Origin of the sequence: Agrococcus sp. Marseille-P2731 (assembly GCF_900117395.1) — a bacterium.
GTDB lineage: Bacteria > Actinomycetota > Actinomycetes > Actinomycetales > Microbacteriaceae > Agrococcus.
In genome coordinates this window covers 73,144-89,485 of the sequence record NZ_FPEG01000003.1, presented here as the reverse complement: position 1 = coordinate 89,485, position 16,342 = coordinate 73,144, and the positions used below count along the sequence as shown (strand labels likewise).

The 16,342-nt window shown below is 72.0% G+C and carries 21 protein-coding genes; 9 read left to right on the top strand and 12 right to left on the bottom strand.

Going from position 1 to position 16,342, the window contains the following annotated elements; genetic code table 11:
• The first annotated feature begins 11 nt into the window (after positions 1 to 11).
• Genes murA through BQ6202_RS08595 form a run of 5 tightly spaced genes read left to right on the top strand, consistent with a single transcriptional unit; the run spans position 12 to position 4,776 of the window.
• Positions 12 to 1,328, top strand: a complete 1,317-nt coding sequence (gene murA, locus BQ6202_RS08615) for a UDP-N-acetylglucosamine 1-carboxyvinyltransferase (RefSeq protein ID WP_072315059.1) — start codon at positions 12 to 14, stop codon at positions 1,326 to 1,328.
• Entirely contained in the window at positions 1,328 to 2,140 is an 813-nt protein-coding gene (locus tag BQ6202_RS08610; RefSeq protein WP_072314094.1) for a lysophospholipid acyltransferase family protein, read from the top strand. The genes murA and BQ6202_RS08610 overlap by 1 nt, the downstream gene beginning before the upstream one ends.
• A complete protein-coding gene (locus tag BQ6202_RS08605; protein ID WP_072314093.1) occupies positions 2,133 to 3,131 on the top strand; it encodes an NAD(P)H-dependent glycerol-3-phosphate dehydrogenase in 999 nt (332 codons plus the stop codon). Before BQ6202_RS08610 ends, BQ6202_RS08605 begins: the two co-directional genes overlap by 8 nt.
• Positions 3,128 to 4,246 carry a D-alanine--D-alanine ligase family protein gene (locus tag BQ6202_RS08600; RefSeq protein ID WP_072314092.1) on the top strand — a complete coding sequence of 373 codons (1,119 nt, stop codon included), beginning with the start codon at positions 3,128 to 3,130 and terminating at the stop codon, positions 4,244 to 4,246. The genes BQ6202_RS08605 and BQ6202_RS08600 overlap by 4 nt, the downstream gene beginning before the upstream one ends.
• A gap of 56 nt (positions 4,247 to 4,302) precedes the next feature.
• The gene (locus BQ6202_RS08595; RefSeq protein WP_234946168.1) at positions 4,303 to 4,776 is read left to right on the top strand and encodes a DUF488 domain-containing protein; all 474 of its coding nucleotides are present in this window, start codon (positions 4,303 to 4,305) and stop codon (positions 4,774 to 4,776) included.
• Here BQ6202_RS08595 and BQ6202_RS08590 read toward each other — a convergent pair.
• Positions 4,773 to 4,961, bottom strand: a complete 189-nt coding sequence (locus BQ6202_RS08590; RefSeq protein WP_072314091.1) for a hypothetical protein — start codon at positions 4,959 to 4,961, stop codon at positions 4,773 to 4,775. The genes BQ6202_RS08595 and BQ6202_RS08590 overlap by 4 nt on opposite strands.
• Positions 4,962 to 5,109: 148 nt before the next feature.
• On the opposite strand from BQ6202_RS08590, the gene BQ6202_RS08585 reads away from it, so the two are divergent.
• Positions 5,110 to 5,487, top strand: a complete 378-nt coding sequence (locus BQ6202_RS08585; RefSeq protein WP_072314090.1) for a VOC family protein — start codon at positions 5,110 to 5,112, stop codon at positions 5,485 to 5,487.
• A gap of 52 nt (positions 5,488 to 5,539) precedes the next feature.
• Here BQ6202_RS08585 and BQ6202_RS08580 read toward each other — a convergent pair whose 3' ends face one another.
• The gene (locus BQ6202_RS08580) at positions 5,540 to 5,734 is read right to left on the bottom strand and encodes a hypothetical protein (protein ID WP_143143702.1); all 195 of its coding nucleotides are present in this window, start codon (positions 5,732 to 5,734) and stop codon (positions 5,540 to 5,542) included.
• A 104-nt stretch (positions 5,735 to 5,838) separates the two neighbouring features.
• Positions 5,839 to 6,276 (bottom strand): lipocalin/fatty acid-binding family protein, encoded by a 438-nt coding sequence (locus BQ6202_RS08575; RefSeq protein ID WP_072314088.1) that lies wholly within the window; start codon positions 6,274 to 6,276, stop codon positions 5,839 to 5,841.
• Between the two features lie 25 nt (positions 6,277 to 6,301).
• Here BQ6202_RS08575 and BQ6202_RS08570 point away from each other — a divergent pair, with 25 nt between their 5' ends.
• A complete protein-coding gene (locus BQ6202_RS08570) occupies positions 6,302 to 6,904 on the top strand; it encodes a DinB family protein (protein ID WP_072314087.1) in 603 nt (200 codons plus the stop codon).
• Here the strand turns inward: BQ6202_RS08570 and BQ6202_RS08565 are convergent.
• The 4 genes from BQ6202_RS08565 to BQ6202_RS08550 all read right to left on the bottom strand — a co-directional run bounded on the left by BQ6202_RS08565 (position 6,901) and on the right by BQ6202_RS08550 (position 9,765).
• The gene (locus tag BQ6202_RS08565; RefSeq protein WP_072314086.1) at positions 6,901 to 7,965 is read right to left on the bottom strand and encodes a Glu/Leu/Phe/Val dehydrogenase dimerization domain-containing protein; all 1,065 of its coding nucleotides are present in this window, start codon (positions 7,963 to 7,965) and stop codon (positions 6,901 to 6,903) included. The two genes, BQ6202_RS08570 and BQ6202_RS08565, sit on opposite strands and share 4 nt — an antisense overlap.
• 165 nt (positions 7,966 to 8,130) lie before the next feature.
• A complete protein-coding gene (locus BQ6202_RS08560; RefSeq protein ID WP_327021586.1) occupies positions 8,131 to 8,376 on the bottom strand; it encodes an acylphosphatase in 246 nt (81 codons plus the stop codon).
• A 47-nt stretch (positions 8,377 to 8,423) separates the two neighbouring features.
• On the bottom strand, positions 8,424 to 8,837 hold the full coding sequence (locus BQ6202_RS08555; protein ID WP_072314084.1) for a hypothetical protein: 414 nt from the start codon (positions 8,835 to 8,837) through the stop codon (positions 8,424 to 8,426).
• A 100-nt stretch (positions 8,838 to 8,937) separates the two neighbouring features.
• Complete coding sequence (locus BQ6202_RS08550; RefSeq protein WP_159433632.1) at positions 8,938 to 9,765, bottom strand: FkbM family methyltransferase; 828 nt, start codon at positions 9,763 to 9,765, stop codon at positions 8,938 to 8,940.
• A gap of 112 nt (positions 9,766 to 9,877) precedes the next feature.
• Between BQ6202_RS08550 and ychF the strand changes: the two genes are divergently transcribed.
• Entirely contained in the window at positions 9,878 to 10,951 is a 1,074-nt protein-coding gene (ychF, locus tag BQ6202_RS08545; protein WP_072314083.1) for a redox-regulated ATPase YchF, read from the top strand.
• Positions 10,952 to 11,036: 85 nt separating this feature from the next.
• Here the strand turns inward: ychF and BQ6202_RS08540 are convergent, their stop codons facing one another.
• The 4 genes from BQ6202_RS08540 to BQ6202_RS08525 form a co-directional block, all read right to left on the bottom strand.
• Positions 11,037 to 11,690 (bottom strand): TetR/AcrR family transcriptional regulator, encoded by a 654-nt coding sequence (locus BQ6202_RS08540; RefSeq protein ID WP_159433631.1) that lies wholly within the window; start codon positions 11,688 to 11,690, stop codon positions 11,037 to 11,039.
• An 85-nt stretch (positions 11,691 to 11,775) separates the two neighbouring features.
• On the bottom strand, positions 11,776 to 12,612 hold the full coding sequence (locus tag BQ6202_RS08535) for a cytochrome c oxidase assembly protein (RefSeq protein ID WP_083587150.1): 837 nt from the start codon (positions 12,610 to 12,612) through the stop codon (positions 11,776 to 11,778).
• Positions 12,609 to 13,127: a DUF2243 domain-containing protein gene (locus BQ6202_RS08530; protein ID WP_072314081.1), complete on the bottom strand. Its 519-nt coding sequence runs from the start codon at positions 13,125 to 13,127 to the stop codon at positions 12,609 to 12,611. Before BQ6202_RS08530 ends, BQ6202_RS08535 begins: the two co-directional genes overlap by 4 nt.
• A gap of 160 nt (positions 13,128 to 13,287) precedes the next feature.
• The gene (locus BQ6202_RS08525; RefSeq protein WP_083587149.1) at positions 13,288 to 14,325 is read right to left on the bottom strand and encodes a zinc-binding dehydrogenase; all 1,038 of its coding nucleotides are present in this window, start codon (positions 14,323 to 14,325) and stop codon (positions 13,288 to 13,290) included.
• Between the two features lie 147 nt (positions 14,326 to 14,472).
• On the opposite strand from BQ6202_RS08525, the gene BQ6202_RS08520 reads away from it, so the two are divergent.
• On the top strand, positions 14,473 to 15,399 hold the full coding sequence (locus BQ6202_RS08520; protein ID WP_072314079.1) for a helix-turn-helix transcriptional regulator: 927 nt from the start codon (positions 14,473 to 14,475) through the stop codon (positions 15,397 to 15,399).
• A gap of 9 nt (positions 15,400 to 15,408) precedes the next feature.
• Here the strand turns inward: BQ6202_RS08520 and BQ6202_RS08515 are convergent, their stop codons facing one another.
• Complete coding sequence (locus tag BQ6202_RS08515) at positions 15,409 to 16,248, bottom strand: PhzF family phenazine biosynthesis protein (protein ID WP_072314078.1); 840 nt, start codon at positions 16,246 to 16,248, stop codon at positions 15,409 to 15,411.
• Positions 16,249 to 16,342 lie beyond the last annotated feature (94 nt).

The following is a 16,342-nucleotide window of genomic DNA, read 5'->3' as shown; positions in this document are numbered from 1 at the left end:
CAGCAGTCGGCATGAACGTCGACCGCATCACCGTCCGCGGCGGCAAGCCGCTGCAGGGCCGCATCCAGATGAAGGGCGCGAAGAACCTCGTCACGAAGGCGATGGTCGCGTCGCTGCTGGGCGAGGGCCCGTCAGAGCTGCGCAGCGTGCCGCAGATCAGCGACGTGCGCGTCGTGCAGGGCCTGCTCGAGCTCCACGGCGTCACGGTCGAGCGCGACGGCGACACCCTGCGCCTCGACCCGGCCAACGTGCGCACGGCGCACGAGACCTCGATCAACGCGCATGCGGGCTCCAGCCGCATCCCGATCCTGTTCTGCGGCCCGCTGCTGCACCAGCTCGGCGAGGCCTTCATCCCCGACCTCGGCGGCTGCCACATCGGCGACCGACCGATCGACTTCCACCTCGAGGTGCTGCGCAACTTCGGCGCCGTCGTCGAGAAGCTGCCCAGCGGCATCCGCATGACCGCTCCGAACGGCCTGCACGGCGCCAAGATCGATCTGCCCTACCCCTCGGTCGGTGCCACCGAGCAGGTGCTGCTCGGCGCCGTGCGCGCGCGCGGCCGCACCGAGCTCACGAACGCAGCGGTCGAGCCCGAGATCATGGACCTCATCGCGATCCTGCAGAAGATGGGCGCCGAGATCCAGGTCGACACCGACCGCACCATCCGCATCGAGGGCGTCGAGAAGCTCGTCGGCTACAGCCACACCGCGCTCTTCGACCGCAACGAGACCGCCTCCTGGGCGTGCGCGGCGCTCGCGACCGGCGGCGACATCTTCCTCGAGGGCGCGCGCCAGCCCGAGATGACGACGTTCCTCAACGTCTACCGCAAGGCCGGTGGCGCCTTCCAGATCGAGGACGACGGCATCCGCTTCTGGCACCCCGGCGGCGACCTGAAGCCCGTCGTGGTCGAGACGGATGTGCACCCCGGCTTCATGACGGACTGGCAGCAGCCGCTCGTGGTCGCGCTCGCGAAGGCGAACGGCATCTCGATCGTGCACGAGACCGTGTACGAGCAGCGCTTCGGGTTCACGGAGGCGCTGGTCGAGATGGGCGCGCGCATCCAGATCCACACCGACTGCCTCGGCAGCCACGCCTGCCGCTTCGGCCAGCGCAACTACGAGCACTCGGCGGTCATCGCCGGCCCCGTCGAGCTGCACGGCGCGGATGTGACCGTGCCCGACCTGCGGGGCGGCTTCAGCCACCTCGTGGCGGCGCTGACCGCAGAGGGCACGAGCCGCATCTCGAACGTGGGGATCATCGCCCGCGGCTACGAGCGCTTCATCGAGAAGCTGGAGACGCTGGGCGCAGACTTCGACGTGGAGGGCTGATGGGCCTGCCCGGCAAGCCTCCGAAGCACGAGCGCACGCCGGTGTATCGCGGCCTCGCGGCTGCGGTGCTGCCGGCCATCGCGGCGATGACGAAGCTGCACATCCGCGGCAACGAGCACGTGCCCGCGCGCGGCGCGTTCGTCATCTCCCCGAACCACTACAGCGAGATCGACCCGCTCGTGATGGCGGTCGCGATCTACAAGTCGGGCCGCATCCCGCGCTTCATGGCGAAGGCGAGCCTGTTCGAGATCCCCGTGGTCGGGCGCATCCTGCGCGCCGCAGGGCAGATCCCGGTCGAGCGCAGCGGCCGCCCGAGCGCGCACGGCCAGTCGCTCGAGGCGGCGCGCACGGTCGTGCGCGACGAGCTGGGCGTCATCATCTACCCCGAGGGCTCGCTGACGCGCGACCCCGACCTGTGGCCGATGCGCGGCAAGACCGGCGCCGTGCGCATGGCGCTCGAAGCGGGCGTGCCGCTCATCCCCGCCGCGCACTGGGGCACGCAGCACCTGATGCCGCGCTACGGCAAGCGCATCCATCCGTTCCCGCGCAAGCACATCCACATCCTCTTCGGCCCGCCCGTCGACCTGTCGGAGTTCGCCGGCCGCACCGACCAGCAGGCGATGACCGCCGCCACCGACCGCGTGATGGCGGCGATCGCGGCACTGCTCGGCGAGCTGCGCGGCGAGGCGCCCCCGGCTGAGCGCCACGACCCCTCCAAGCACGGCCAGAGCGAGATCGGCAGGTTCGACCACCGACGGGATGCGCCGGGCACGGCACCGGGTGCGGCCGACGACGAGCGCACCGATGGCTGACGCCGTCGTCCTGGGCGCCGGCAGCTGGGGGACGACGTTCGCGAAGGCGCTGGCCGACGGCGGTGCTGAGACGGTGCTCTGGGCGCGCCGGCCCGAGGCGGCGCGAGAGATCGACGAGGCACGGCGCAACACCCGCTACCTGCCGGGCATCACGCTGCCCGCGACCCTGCACGCGACGAGCGATGTGCGCGCGGCGCTGGCAGGCGCATCCCAGGTCTACCTCGCCGTGCCGAGCCAGCAGCTGCGGCTGCTGCTGCGCGAGCACGGCGATGCGATCGAGCCCGGCGCGCCGATCGTGAGCCTCATGAAGGGCGTGGAGGCCGGCTCGCGCATGCGCATGAGCGAGGTCATCGCCGAGGAGCTGGGGCTCGGGGTGGAGCGCATCGCGGTCGTCTCGGGGCCGAACCTCGCGCTCGAGATCGCGCAGGAGCAGCCGACCGCCGCCGTGGTGTCGTCGGCGAGCGCCGAGACCGCGCGCGCGGTCGCCAAGCGCGCCCGCAACGACTACTTCCACTCCTTCATCAACACCGACGTGATCGGCACCGAGTTCGGGGGAGTGCTGAAGAACCTCGTCGCCCTCGCCATCGGCATCGTCGACGGCGTCGGCTACGGCGAGAACACGAAGGCCTCGATCATCACGCGCGGCCTCGCAGAGGTGACCGACTTCGCCGTGGCACACGGCGCGGAGCGCGAGACGCTGCGCGGGCTCGCGGGCCTCGGCGACCTCATCGCCACCTGCGCCTCGCCGCTGTCGCGCAACTTCACCGCCGGCCGGCTGCTCGGCATGGGCTACTCGCGCACCGACGTCATCGCTCGCATGGAGCAGGTGGCCGAGGGGCTCGCCTCCGTCGATCCGGTGGCGCAGCTGGCGGCTGCCAAGGGGGTGCGGATGCCGATCCTCGAGCAGGTGAAGCTCGTGCTCGACGGGCAGATGGATCCGCGGGACATCGCACCGCACCTGACGACCGACGACGAGCCGATCGAGGAATGACCGTGGCAGAGCTCTCCCCATCCGCATCCGGCCGCAGGACCCGCGTCGCGCTGCTCTTCGGCGGCCGCTCGAGCGAGCACACGATCTCGTGCGCGACCGCAGGCAGCGTGCTCGAGCACATCGACCGCGAGCGCTTCGAGGTGGTGCCGATCGGCATCACCCGCGACGGCCGCTTCGTGCTCCAGGCCGACGATCCCGCGCCGCTCGCGCTCGAGCGCGTGCCGGAGGTCGTCGAGGGCGACGCGGTGCAGCTGCCGGGCTCGATCGCCTCGCGCGCGCTGTCGGTGACGGATGCCTCGGGTGCGGTCCGGCAGCTCGGCGACGTCGACGTCGTGCTCCCGATCCTCCACGGCCGATTCGGCGAGGACGGCACGGTGCAGGGCCTGCTCGACCTCATCGACGTGCCCTACGTCGGCAACGGCGTGCTGGCGAGCGCGGTCGCGATGGACAAGCACTTCGCGAAGACCGTCATCGAGCACGCCGGCATCGCGGTGGCGCCGTGGGTCACGGTCTCGCGCCAGCAGTGGGCGCGCGACCCCGAGGCGGTGCGGGCGCGACTTGGCGAGCTGACCTTCCCCGTCTTCGTGAAGCCCGCGCGCGCAGGATCATCGGTGGGCGTGAGCCGCGTCGCTACGGCCGCCGAGCTCGACCGCGCCATGGAGCTGGCCCTCGCCGAGGACACCAGAGCGCTCGTCGAGTCGGGGGTCGCTGGCCGGGAGGTCGAGGTCGGCGTGCTCGGCGGCCGCGCCGGCGACGGTGCCCGCGCCTCGCTGCCGGGGGAGATCGTGCTCGACGAGGGCACGTTCTACGACTTCGACGCGAAGTACCGCGGCCTCGCGACGGCACGCACCGAGTGCCCCGCCGACCTCGACGAGGCGACGATCGAGGCTCTGCAGGATGCGGCCATCCGCGCCTTCGAGGCGATCGACGGATCGGGGCTCGCCCGCGTCGACTTCTTCGTCACGCCCGACGGCGGCATCGTGCTCAACGAGGTGAACACGATGCCCGGGTTCACCTCGATCTCGATGTTCCCCGTCGTCTGGGAGGCCAGCGGCATCGCCTACAGCGACCTCATCACCGAGCTCATCGAGCTGGGTCTGGAGGCGCAGCGATAGCGCTCCAGCTGCTCACCGTCGGCCACGGACGCCTCGACGGGGATGCGCTCCGTGCGGTGCTCGGCACCGCCGGCGTCGAGCTCGTCGTCGACATCCGCCGCTTCCCCGGCTCGCAGGCGAACCCGGCCGCGTCGCGGGATGCGATCGAGGACGAGCTCGCTGCCGGCGGGATCGCCTGGCGGTGGGAGGAGCGGCTCGGCGGGCGTCGTCGCCTGTCGGTCGCGGACGACGCCGAGTCGCCAGACGACTGGTGGCGCGTCGCGGCGTTCCGCGCCTACGCGGCGTGGACCCGCACGCCGGAGTTCGGCGCGGGGCTCGAGACCGTGCTCGCCGAGGCGGCGGAGCGGCGCGTCGCGGTGCTCTGCTCGGAAGCCGTGTGGTGGCGCTGCCATCGACGCGTCGTCGCAGACGTCGCGACGGTGCTGCACGGCGTCGACGTGCGTCACCTCATGCACGACGGCCGGCTCGCACCGCACCCGCTGAGCGAGACCGCGGTCGTCGTCGAGGGTGCGGTGCGCTGGCCGGCCTAGCGGTCGGTCGGCTCCTGCGGCGCTTCGCCCTCCGCGGGCTCGTTCTCGTCGGCGCCGGTCTCCTCGACCGGCTGACCCACGAGGCTCTCCGCCTCGCCGGGGTCGCCGTAGTCGCCGCCCATCGCGCCGTCGGGTCCCGTCTGGCCGTCGCTGTCGGCGGGGGTGTGCTGGTGCTGGTCGCTCATGTGCTTCCCTTCGTCAGCGCGACGACGTGGTCGCGCATCCCGACCCTAGGTGGCGCACCTCAGCGTGGGCCGAGCGTCGCGCCGTCACCGCTGAGCGGGCCTTGTGTCCGAGGCGGACCGAGAGGAGGATGCCCGCGGGAGGTGCCGGATGCACTACAACGATGGCTTCAGCGGCTTCGCCGTGCCCGACGTGGCAGCGGCGAGGGAGTTCTACAGCGAGGTGCTCGAGCTGCAGGTGGCGGAGGACCACGGGATGCTGCACCTGACGCTGCCGGGCGGCACCGTCGTGCTCGCGTATCCGAAGGAGGATCACGAGCCGGCGGTGTTCACCATCCTCAACCTGGTCGTGCCCGACCTGCGGGCAGCGGTCGACGAACTCGTCACGCGCGGCGTCGCCTTCCAGCGCTACGAGGGCTTCGAGCAGGATGAGCGCGGCATCGCCCGTGGCATGGGCCCCGACATCGCGTGGACGACGGACCCCGGCGGCAACGTGATCGCGCTCATGGAGGGCGACGGCGCCGCCTGACGCGTCGCTCGCTCGGCTCCATCCGCCGCCGGGGCCTGAGGCCTCAGCCGCGTCAGGCTCCGGAGCTCTCGCTCTCAGGATCGAAGCCCTCGACCGGATTCTCTTTGGCGTCCTCGCCGACCGCCGGGTCGGGCTGCTGCACCGTGCCGCCGCTCTCGGCGCCGCTGTCGACCACCGAGTCCTCCTGGGCCGGGGCGTCGTGCTCCTGCCCCTGACGGGCCTGGTCGTGCTGGTTGCTCTCGTGCATGCTCGTCACTCCGTTCCGCGCAGCGCGGTCGCCGCGCACGGCCGACCGTACGCGCGCATCCTGCACGCGCCATGGGCGTGGAGCCAGAGTCGGCGGTGTGCTGCTCAGCGCCCCTTGGGTGCACGCAGACGGTGCACGAGGTCGGCCGCGGAGGGCTCTGCCGAGAGGCGGCGCGCGATCTCGGCCACCGCATCCGTGCTCGCGCTCGCATCGCGCGCGAGGATGTCGATGCCGGCCTCGGTGAAGGGCGTGCGCTCGAAGCGGATCGCGGCGAAGCGCCCGTCGTGCAGCAGCACGCGCCAGCGGCTGCGCACGAGCAGGGTGAGCGGCTGCACGCCTCGCCACTCGAGCGAGCCGTCGGGCTGCAGCGCATCGATGCCGACGATGGTGCTCCAGCCGCGCCGCCCGCGCGACAGGACGGTGTCGCTGATGCGGCCGTCCGGCAGTGGCGCGTACGTGATGCTCGGCTCGCTGCGGCGCTGCCACATCGTGAGGCTCGACGCCACGACGTGCCAGGTGCCCTGCAGCATCTCCTCGTGCATGGGGCGAGTCTGCCATCATGCGTGCATGAGCGACGACGCCGAGGAGATCCTGCAGCGCTCTCTGACCGTCCAGCGCGATGCGCTGCGCTGGAAGCTCGAGGGGCTCTCGGAGCGCGAGCTGCGCATGCCGATGACGCCGACCGGCACCAACCTGCTGGGGCTCGTCAAGCACGTGGCGACCGTCGCCTCCGACTACTTCGGCGTGTGCGTCGGCCCGCCGTTCCCCGAGAGCCTCGCCTGGAACGACGACGCTGCCGAGGACAACGCCGACATGTGGGCCGCGGCCGATGAGTCGCAGGCGTCGGTGCTGGGCCTCTGGGATCGCGCCTGGGCGCACGCCGACGCATCCATCGCCGCGCTGCCGCTCGACGCCCCCGCGCACGTGCCCTGGTGGGGCGACCGCGGCGACACGACGCTGCAGCGCCTGCTCGTGCACATGATCGCCGAGGTCGCGCGCCACGCAGGGCACGCCGACATCGTGCGCGAGAGCCTCGATGGTGCTGCCGGTCTGCGGGATGGCGTCTCGAACCTGCCGGAGCGGGACGCGCAGTGGTGGAGCGCGTATGTCGCGCGCCTGCAAGCGGTGGCCGATTCCGCTCCCGCCGAGCGGCCCAGCGCTGAGGCCTAGGCGGCCACGGACTGCCGCGCCCGCGCCGCGTCGATGCGCGCGTTGGCGATCGCCTCGGCCGCGGCGAGCGGCGTGGTGCCGCGCTCGCGGGCGCTCGTGAAGACCTCGCGCAGCGTGTCGCCGATGCCGGTGAGGCGCTCGGCGATCGCCGGCCACTCGAGCCCGCCCGCGATGCCCTCGAGGTGGATGACGCCGCCGGCGTTCACGACGAAGTCGGGGGCGTAGACGATGCCGCGCTGCTGCAGCCGCTCGGCGCCGGAGTGCTCGGCGAGCGGGTTGTTGGCCGGGCCGACGACCGCCCGAACGGGCAGCGCGTCGATCGTCGCGTCGGTGAGGATGCCGCCCAGGCCGGCCGGCACGAGCACGTCGGCGGCGGTCGTGAGCGCGTGCTCGGGCGCGATCCACTCGGCGCCGATCTCGCGCGCCAGGGCCTGCTTGCGGTCGTCGATGTCGGTGACGAGCAGGCGCGCGCCGTGCCCGGCGAGCATGCGCGCGAGACGGCCGCCCACCTGCCCGAGCCCCGAGATCACGAACGAGCGGTCCTCGATGGAGGCCGAGCCGAACGCCGCCTCGAGCGTCGGTGCGACCGACGAGTAGACGCCGAGCGCAGTGGCGCCGGCGGGCTCGCCCGCGCCGCCCTTCGCGGCGGGCAGGCCGACGACGTGCTCGGTGCGCTCGCGCACGACGACCATGTCGTGCTCGGTGGTGCCGACATCCTCGGCCGTCCGGTAGCGGCCGTCGAGCGTCTCGACGAGATCGCCGAGGTCGAGCAGGGCCGCGCGGCGGCGCTCGCTGTCGACGCGTTCGCCGGCGGGCAGGGCGATGACCGACTTGCCGCCGCCAGCATCGAGGCCTGCGGCGGCGTTCTTGAGGGTCATTGCCGCAGAGAGGCGCAGGGCGTCGGCTTGGCCCTCGGCCCAGGTCGGGTAGGTCCACATCCGGCAGCCGCCGAGCGCGGGGCCGAGTGCGCTCGAGTGCAGTGCGACGGTGATGACGAGCCCGCTGCGGGCGCCCTGCGATGTCAGGACGCGCTCGTGCGAGAACTCAGGGATGGCGCTCATGGTGCTCTCCTCGTTGAGTGCTGGGTACCGCGGATCGCGCGGCTCCCACGAGCATGCAACGGATGCGCGAAGCGCGCAAGCGAGCGCGTCGCGGTTGCGCGCGTCGCGCAGTGCACCGCGCCATGACCGGGCGCGACTGCGCACCCCGACCTGCCGCGCTGCGCGTCAGGCGATGCGGAAGCCGCTCTCGCCGCGCAGCTCCAGCTCATCCGCCTCGACGCTGTCGACGCGGGCCGAGGGCGGGCCCTGCGCGAGCCACGCTCCCATGGCGGCCACCGCATCCGCAGTGCCCTCGACCTCGGCCTCGACGGTGCCGTCGAAGCGGTTGCGCACGCTGCCGGCGACGCTGAGGCGGCGCGCCTCAGCCGCGGCGGCCATGCGGAAGCCCACGCCCTGCACGCTGCCGCGCACGACGAAGCGCCGGCGGGCGGGGCCGCCGGCGCTCCCGGTGTCGATGCTCAGTGCTCGGCCTTCGTGCCCGGCTCCGCCTCGTCGAGGTGGCTGGCGCCCTCGTGGGGCTCCGTCCGCTGCGGCACGTGGTCGGGGTGCGCCTCGCGAGCCTGCCCGTCACCGGCCCGCTCGCGCTCGTGCGGGGCGTCGTCGTCCTCGACCGCCTGCGCGGCCGGATCCTGCCCGCTGGCCTCGCCCTTGTCCCAGTGCACCGGCTCCGCTTCGACGGGAGTGCCGTCGCCGTGCACGGGCGCGCCGGTCTTGGGGTCGTGCGCGGCGGCGTCGTGGCCGTCCTCGGGCGCGAACTCGTTGTGGCGCGAGGCGAACGAGCTGGCCGAGCCGCTGTCGGCGGGTGCCTGCTCGTGGTCCACGGGGTCGCCCTGTCGGCGGTCGTAGTCGGGGTCGGTCTGGTCAGCGGCCATGGTGCATCGCCCTTCGGTCGTCGCCGGCGGCGGAGCGTCGCGCGGCGGTGTCCTGGTGACGCTACGCGGATCACCTGGATGAACGACGGGCGCGCGGCGGTCAGGCGGTGCGACCCCAAGCCGCGTCGGTCGCGAAGAGGTAGTTGCGCGTGCCGCGCTCGACGCGGTCGACGCGCTGCCATCGCCCCGCCCGCCAGACGTGCATCGCGTAGCCGAGCGCGAGCAGGCTGGCGGCGAAGTCGGCGGCGGTCGTCGCGTAGCGCTCGAGGTGGCGATCCTCGATCTCGAGCAGCAAGCTCGGCCGGTCGCGGCGGATCACCTCGGCCGCGCCCTGCACGACGCCCGGTTCGAAGCCCTCGACGTCGACCTTGATGAAGTGCACGCGCTCGATGCCGCGCGCCGCGCACACCTCGTCGATCGTGGTGACGGGCACCCGGATGCGCTTGGTGCGCGAGTGCCAGCGGCTCGGTCGTGAGGGCTCGACGAGGCCGTCGCCGATGTGCGCGTGGCCGTGGATGGGGAGGCCGAAGCGGATGGGCAGCACGATCTCGGCCTCGCCTGCGACGCGGCCGACGCCCGAGCGGGTGAGGTGGATGCGGCCGGCGCCGGCGAGCGCGCTGCCGGCGCGCTGCAGCGCGTGCGCCTTCCGCTGCGGCTCGAAGCTGTGCACGGCGCCGAGCGGGCCCACGAGGTGCGCCAGCGGATAGCTGTACATGCCGTAGGCGGCGCCCACGTCGACGCACACGTCGCCAGGGCGCACCAGCTGCTCGAGCCCGAGCACCTCCGGTTCGAGCAGTCGCCATCCCGCGGCCTTCCGCAGGCACGCGGCGACCAGCGACATCCGCTTCGAGCGCACCGCGGCTCGAGGCTCGTCTCGGGTCGGCTCCCGCAGGGCTGCAGGCGCATCCGCCGTCGTGCCATCCGTCATGGTGCCTCCCGAGCTCGAGGTGACGGCAGCAGCGCCGTGCCGCGACCCTACCCGCCGAGCCCAGCATCCGACTGGCCGTCGGCTGACCGCCCGGTCGCTAGGCTGATCTGTCGTGGCACTCACCATCGGCATCGTCGGACTCCCCAACGTGGGCAAGTCGACCCTCTTCAACGCACTCACCAAGAACACCGTGCTCGCGGCGAACTACCCGTTCGCCACGATCGAGCCGAACATCGGGGTGGTCGAGCTGCCGGACGCGCGCCTGACGCGCCTCGCCGAGATCCACGGATCGCAGCGCATCCTGCCCGCCGCCCTGTCGTTCGTCGACATCGCCGGCATCGTCAAGGGTGCGAGCGAGGGGGAGGGGCTCGGCAACAAGTTCCTCGCGAACATCCGCGAGGCGGATGCGATCGCGCAGGTCGTGCGCGGGTTCGGCGACAGCGACGTCGTGCACGTCGACGGCGCTGTCGACCCCGCCTCCGACATGGAGACCATCAACACCGAGCTGATGCTCGCCGACCTGCAGACCCTCGAGAAGGCGATCCCGCGCCTCGAGAAGGAGGTCAAGGGCAAGAAGGTCGACGCATCGGTGCTCGCCGCGGCGGTCGAGGCGGATGAGATCCTGAACTCGGGTCGCACGCTCTCGCAGGCCGGCTTCGACACCACGCCCATCAAGGAGCTCGGGCTGCTGACCGCCAAGCCGGTGCTGTTCGTCTTCAACGTCGACGAGGCCGTGCTGGGCGACGAGGAGAAGAAGGCGGAGCTCGCGGCGCTGGTCGCGCCGGCGAAGGCCGTCTTCCTCGACGCGCAGGTCGAGTCGGAGCTCGTCGACCTCGAGCCCGCCGAGGCGCTGGAGCTGCTGCAGTCGCTCGGCCAGGAGGAGTCGGGCCTCGGCCAGCTCGCGCGCATCGGCTTCGAGACGCTGGGCCTGCAGACCTACCTGACGGCTGGGCCGAAGGAGTCGCGCGCCTGGACCATCCGCAAGGGCTGGACGGCCCCGCAGGCCGCCGGCGTCATCCACACGGACTTCGAGCGCGGCTTCATCAAGGCAGAGGTCGTCTCCTTCGAGGACCTCGACGCGCACGGCTCGATGGCGGACGCGAAGGCCGCCGGCCGCGTGCGCATCGAGGGCAAGGACTACGTGATGGCCGACGGCGACGTGGTGGAGTTCCGCTTCAACGTCTGAGCAGCGCCCGGCTCCTCGGGCAATCGCTCGAGAGCTGCCGGGCTCCGGCCGCAGGCGTTCATGGACAGCCCAGAAGGCCTTCGGGTCAGGCCGGCAGCGCCGCCGAGATCGGAAGCGCGAGTGGGTCGCCCTGCGCTGCCTCGTCGAAGGCTTCATCGAGCAGTGCAGCAAGGCGGGCCGCATCATCCGGCACCTCGGTCCAGCGGGTGGTCGCCGTCTTCAGGATGATCACCGTGATCCCCGCAGCGAGTCGAGACGTGAGCTCGGAGAAGGGGTCGGTGCCCGCGCGCAGCGCGAGGGTCGAGTGGATGGCGTGTCCGAAGCGCTCGAGCTGGCTCAGCTGCAGCGAGGCGACCGACGGGTTCTGCGCGAGCATGCTCTCCCTTGCGCGGACCAGCGCGAGGCGGGACTCATCCCAGCTGCGGACGTCGGCGGTGATGGCTGCTTGCACCGAGCGCAGCGGATGCTCCTCTGCCGGCCTCGCGGCGAGCATCGCGAACAGGTCGTCGCAGGGAGTGTCGAAGGCGGCGAGGAGCGCTGCTTCCTTCGAGGCGAAGTAGTTGGTGACGGTGCGAGCCGAGATGAAGGCGCGCTCCGCGATCTGGTCGAGCGTGACGTTGGAGAAACCACGCTCGTTCGCGAGCGCGAGGGCGGCGTCAGTGATCGCGCGATGCGTGACCTGCTTCTTGCGGATGCGCAGGCTCGGCGTCATCGGCGCGGTGTCGTGAATGGAGGGCATAGCCATCCGTCGTACCTGTCTCGTCAGGGATCGCCGCGGAAGAGTGCAGCACGTGCGAGTTTGCGCCTGGTCGACGGGCGCTCCCTCACGACTCGCGGCGCGGGGCCGCATTGAAAGAATGCTCAGATCGGGGTCGTCGGCGCTCACGGATCCCTGAGGCTCGGTACCACTGGGCGCAGAAGATGACGACGATCGCGGCTTCGAGCCAGGCCCCGGCGTAGTACATCAGCTGGGCGCCGTCGTGCGCCTCGAGCACAGGCACGGCGGCCGGTGGGTTCGCGTAGAGGTGCTTCGCGAGGATGCTGTGCGATGCCATGGTCAGGACCACGATGCCGGCGACCCAGGGACGAGCCAGGCGGTGCGGGTTCGGGTCGACGCCGATGACGGCCGCCGTGAAGAGGTAGCCGGCCAGCAGCAGGTGCGCGTGGACGGCGACGTGCATGAGCTGGCTGCTCTGCATCAACGCGAAGAGCGGCGTCAGGTAGATGAGCCACAGGCCGCCGGCGTTGAGCAGTGCGGCGGTGAGCGGATGCGCGACGACGCGGACAGGACGCGTGCGCAGCAGGCGCGAGAGCTGGCGCGCGGAGAGCACATCGAGCGCCCGGAGCGCCAGCGTCACTGGTGCCGCTGCGACCAGCAGCAGCGGTGCGAGCATCCCGACCAGCAGGTGCGCCCACATGTGCGCGACGAAGCTGCTGTGGGCCGCGGCGGCGAGGGGCCCGGCGACCGAGACCGTCGCGGCGGCGATCCCGAGGATCCAGCAGATGGTGCGGTACGCAGGCCAGCGCCGGCCCCGACGACCCGCGCGGATCACACCGAGCGCGTAGAGCGCCGCTGCGGCGACAGCGATGCCGATGAGCACGAGGTCGAGCGAGAAGCTCCCGCTCGCGTGGTGCGGATGCATCGGCGCCGCGAGCGTCATGAGGGATCGCGCGAGAGCGCCGTGGACCGCCGGGTCAGGAGCAGGAGCACCAGCCCGGCGATCGCGAGGGCGACGGCGGCGAGGTTCCACGTCAGGTCGTAGGGGAGCAGATCGTCGACGTAGCGGATCTGGTGGAGACCCAGGAGCTTGTGCTGCACGATGCCGTCGTACAGCTGGAAGCCACCGGCGCCCAGCAGCACCCCGCCCACCCATCGCTTCCACCAGAGCGCCCCTCGGCGGCGGAGGTCGGCGAGGAGGAAGAGCCCCGCGATCGTGGCGAACCAGCTCACGGCGTGGAAGAGGCCGTCGGACACGAGGCCGAGCTCGGTCGTGCCCCGGTCGTAGAAGTGGTGCCAGTGGAGGAGCTGATGGAAGACGGCCTCATCGACGAACGCCACGAGGCCGATGCCGAACAGCGCTCCCGACCAGGCGTTGCGGGTGGAGTAGCGGGCGCGAGCGGGCCAGGACGACTGCACCGCGCTCGACTCCGCGAGCGGGGAACGAGAAGGAGCCATCCCCTCACTGTTCCATGCTCGGGCGCGGCCCGCCACGGGCTGCGTCACGCTGCGAGCGGGAGCCGCTCGGAGGAGCGCCTCGCCGGTGGCCGACCGACCGGCCGACCTGGGTCGGAGGGCTCTGCCGATGGTCGAGCCCTCCGACGTGCAGCGTCGCGGACTACGGACGGATGAGCACCTTGAGCGCCTCGCGCGAGTCCATGAGGCGGTAGGCCTCGGGGATCTGGTCGAGGGGCAGCTCTCGGTCGAACACGCGACCGGGCTCGATGATGCCGTCGAGCACGAGCGGCAGCGCAGCCTCGAGGTAGGCGCGGACGGTCGCGGGGCCGCCCGTGAGGGTCACGTTCTTGCCGAACAGCGAGGCGAAGCCGACCGGGGCATCCTCGTACTGCGGCACGCCGACGCGCGAGATGGTGCCGCCCGGTCGGACGATCCCGTACGACTGCTCGTAGGCAGGCATGTGACCGACGGCCTCGAGCACGACGTGCGCACCCTCGCCCCCGGTGAGCTCCAGGACCTTCGCGATGCCCTGCTCGCCGCGCTCGGCGACGACGTGGGTGGCGCCGAACTCTCGCCCGAGGTCGGTGCGCGATTCGTGACGGCCCATGAGGACGATCGTCTCAGCGCCGAGCTGCTTCGCAGCGAGCACGGCCGAGAGGCCGACCGCGCCGTCGCCGATCACGGCGACCGTCTTCCCGGGCTCCACTCCGCCGCGGACGGCGGCGTGGTGGCCCGTCAGGTAGACGTCCGAGAGCGTGAGCAGCGACGGCATGAGCGACTCGTCGGTGCCGGCGGGGATGACGACGGCCGTGCCGTCAGCGTGCGGGACGCGGAGGCGCTCCGCCTGGGTCGCGCCGGTCTCGAGGCCGTCGAAGAACCCGCCGTGCACGCATGACGTGGTGATGCCGTCGCGGCAGAACGAGCACGTGCCGTCTGAGAAGGCGAACGGGACGATGACGGTGTCGCCGACCGAGAGGGACGCGACGTCGGAGCCGAGCTCCTCGATGACGCCGATGGCCTCGTGGCCCATCGGGCGGCCTTCGGGCGTCTCGTCGAGCTGGTGGTACGGGTGCAGGTCGGAGCCGCACACGCACGCGTAGGTGACGCGGATGATCGCGTCGGTCGGCTCTACGATCGTGGGATCGGCGACCTCGGCGACGCGGACATCGCCCGCGCCGTACATCATGGTTGCTCGCATGAGCGCTCCTTCGTGGGGCCCGCCGTCAGACGGGCGCGGATGGGTGCCTACAGTCGACCGCGTGGCGCGCGATCGGGGAAGGGCCCCGCTGTGACGGGTTCCGGCAGGACCTCCCTCGCGAGGCGTCCGGGAGATACCGTCGATCGCATGGACAATCGCGCGGAGGTCAGGGAGTTCCTCGTCAGCCGCCGCTCCCGGATCACGCCGGAGCAAGCCGGCGTCGAGACCTTCGGCGACCGCCGCCGCGTGACAGGACTGCGCCGCGAGGAGGTGGCCCGGCTCGCCGGCGTGAGCGTCGACTACTTCACTCGGCTCGAACGAGGCAACCTGAAAGGCGTCTCCGACGAAGTGCTCGAGTCCATCGCCCGCGCGCTGCGCCTCGACGACGCCGAGAGGGAGCACCTCTTCGACCTCGCCCGCTCATCCCAAGCCTCGCCGCGGGTGCAGCGGAAGCCGCTTGCGACCGACGTGCGGCCCGAGGTGCGCTATCTGCTCGACGCGATCACCGACGCACCCGCGATCGTGCTCAACCATCGCATGGACCTCGTCGCGGGCAACGAGCTCGGCTATGCGCTCCATTCGCCGATGTACGCGGGCGCCGAGCGGCCGGCCAACGTCTCGCGCTTCATCTTCCTCGACTCGCGCGCGAAGGCCTACTTCCCCGAGTGGCAGCGCAGCGCTGACATGAATGTCGCGATCCTTCGCGGCGAGGCCGGTCGCAACCCCCACGACGCGGGCCTTGCTTCGCTCATCGGCGAGCTGTCGATGAGAAGCGAGGAGTTCCGCACCCTCTGGGCGGCCCACGACGTGCGCCACCACTACGCCGGCCTCAAGCGGTTCGTGCACCCCGTCGTCGGGGCGCTCGAGCTCCACTACCTCTCGGTGCCGCTGCACGGCGACCGCGGGATGACGCTGACGACCTACCCCGCGGTCCCCGGATCGCCGAGCGCCGACGCGCTTCGGCTGCTCGCATCGTGGGCGGCGAGCGAAGGCTTCATCGGCAAGGCCGAACCGACCGCGGCTGCCGAGCGCGATCCTGCGGCCTCGCAGGAGCGCGCTGCCCCCCGTCAGTGAGCCGGGCCCTCAGATCAGCGCACTGCCGCGGAAGCGGGTGGTCGTCGCGCCGCCCACCCAGACCTGGCCGTCGTCGTCCAGCGAGATCGCGATGCTGCCGGCTCGGCCGAGCCTCTGCCCCTGCGAGACGGCGTAGTCGCCGTCGACCACGCCAGTCGACGTGAGCCACTGCCCGACCGAGGCGTTCATGCTGCCGCACACCGGATCCTCCGGCACACCGACGCCCGGAGCGAAGGTCCGCATCTCGAAGGCGTGCGGGGAGCCGGCGGGGTAGGCGCCGATGACGCCGACCATCGCCTCAGGGATGCCGGAGAGATCGGGGTCGAGGTCGAGGACCTCCTGCGCGGTGCGCAGTCGCACCACGCACCAGCCGGGTCCGTTGTCGACCCACTGGTGATCGAGCACGCGCTCCGGCGCGACGCCGAGCGCGGCGAGCAGCGGTGCGAGCTCCGCCTCGATCATCGCGCCGGTCCGGCGCATCGGGGGAGCGGCGAAGGAGAGCAGCTCCCCGCGGCGGACGGGCACGAGCCCCGCCTCGCTCTGCTGGATGACGCGATCAGACGACTTCGGCTGACCGCCCGCCTCCAGCCACGCGTGCGCAGACCCGAGCGTGGGGTGCCCGGCGAACGGCAACTCGCCGCCGGGCGTGAAGATGCGCACCCGGTAGTCGGCCTCCGGGGAGGTCGGCTGCAGCAAGAAGGTCGTCTCCGACAGGTTCGTCCAGCGGGCGACCCGTTGCATCGTCGCGGCGTCGAGCGCATCTGCGCCGTGGATCACTGCGACCGGATTGCCCCGGTAGGGCTCCGGCGAGAAGACATCGACCTGGACGAAGTCGTAGGCAGTGGGCATCGGATGATCCTCTCGAGCGTGCGCGGGTGGTGCCCAGCCAAGCACGCAACGCACCCGCTGCGGCGGGTCGATCTGCGCGCAGCGGGCGGCACCC

What these genes read in the sequence shown, in the direction of transcription:
- murA (WP_072315059.1), top strand. Translation starts at nt 12, where the DNA reads ATGAACGTCGACCGCATCACCGTCCGCGGCGGCAAGCCGCTGCAGGGC.
- BQ6202_RS08610 (WP_072314094.1), top strand. Translation starts at nt 1,328, where the DNA reads ATGGGCCTGCCCGGCAAGCCTCCGAAGCACGAGCGCACGCCGGTGTAT.
- BQ6202_RS08605 (WP_072314093.1), top strand. Translation starts at nt 2,133, where the DNA reads ATGGCTGACGCCGTCGTCCTGGGCGCCGGCAGCTGGGGGACGACGTTC.
- BQ6202_RS08600 (WP_072314092.1), top strand. Translation starts at nt 3,128, where the DNA reads ATGACCGTGGCAGAGCTCTCCCCATCCGCATCCGGCCGCAGGACCCGC.
- BQ6202_RS08590 (WP_072314091.1), bottom strand. Translation starts at nt 4,961, where the DNA reads ATGAGCGACCAGCACCAGCACACCCCCGCCGACAGCGACGGCCAGACG.
- BQ6202_RS08585 (WP_072314090.1), top strand. Translation starts at nt 5,110, where the DNA reads ATGCACTACAACGATGGCTTCAGCGGCTTCGCCGTGCCCGACGTGGCA.
- BQ6202_RS08580 (WP_143143702.1), bottom strand. Translation starts at nt 5,734, where the DNA reads ATGCACGAGAGCAACCAGCACGACCAGGCCCGTCAGGGGCAGGAGCAC.
- BQ6202_RS08575 (WP_072314088.1), bottom strand. Translation starts at nt 6,276, where the DNA reads ATGCACGAGGAGATGCTGCAGGGCACCTGGCACGTCGTGGCGTCGAGC.
- BQ6202_RS08570 (WP_072314087.1), top strand. Translation starts at nt 6,302, where the DNA reads ATGAGCGACGACGCCGAGGAGATCCTGCAGCGCTCTCTGACCGTCCAG.
- BQ6202_RS08565 (WP_072314086.1), bottom strand. Translation starts at nt 7,965, where the DNA reads ATGAGCGCCATCCCTGAGTTCTCGCACGAGCGCGTCCTGACATCGCAG.
- BQ6202_RS08555 (WP_072314084.1), bottom strand. Translation starts at nt 8,837, where the DNA reads ATGGCCGCTGACCAGACCGACCCCGACTACGACCGCCGACAGGGCGAC.
- BQ6202_RS08550 (WP_159433632.1), bottom strand. Translation starts at nt 9,765, where the DNA reads ATGACGGATGGCACGACGGCGGATGCGCCTGCAGCCCTGCGGGAGCCG.
- BQ6202_RS08540 (WP_159433631.1), bottom strand. Translation starts at nt 11,690, where the DNA reads ATGCCCTCCATTCACGACACCGCGCCGATGACGCCGAGCCTGCGCATC.
- BQ6202_RS08535 (WP_083587150.1), bottom strand. Translation starts at nt 12,612, where the DNA reads ATGACGCTCGCGGCGCCGATGCATCCGCACCACGCGAGCGGGAGCTTC.
- BQ6202_RS08530 (WP_072314081.1), bottom strand. Translation starts at nt 13,127, where the DNA reads ATGGCTCCTTCTCGTTCCCCGCTCGCGGAGTCGAGCGCGGTGCAGTCG.
- BQ6202_RS08525 (WP_083587149.1), bottom strand. Translation starts at nt 14,325, where the DNA reads ATGCGAGCAACCATGATGTACGGCGCGGGCGATGTCCGCGTCGCCGAG.
- BQ6202_RS08520 (WP_072314079.1), top strand. Translation starts at nt 14,473, where the DNA reads ATGGACAATCGCGCGGAGGTCAGGGAGTTCCTCGTCAGCCGCCGCTCC.
- BQ6202_RS08515 (WP_072314078.1), bottom strand. Translation starts at nt 16,248, where the DNA reads ATGCCCACTGCCTACGACTTCGTCCAGGTCGATGTCTTCTCGCCGGAG.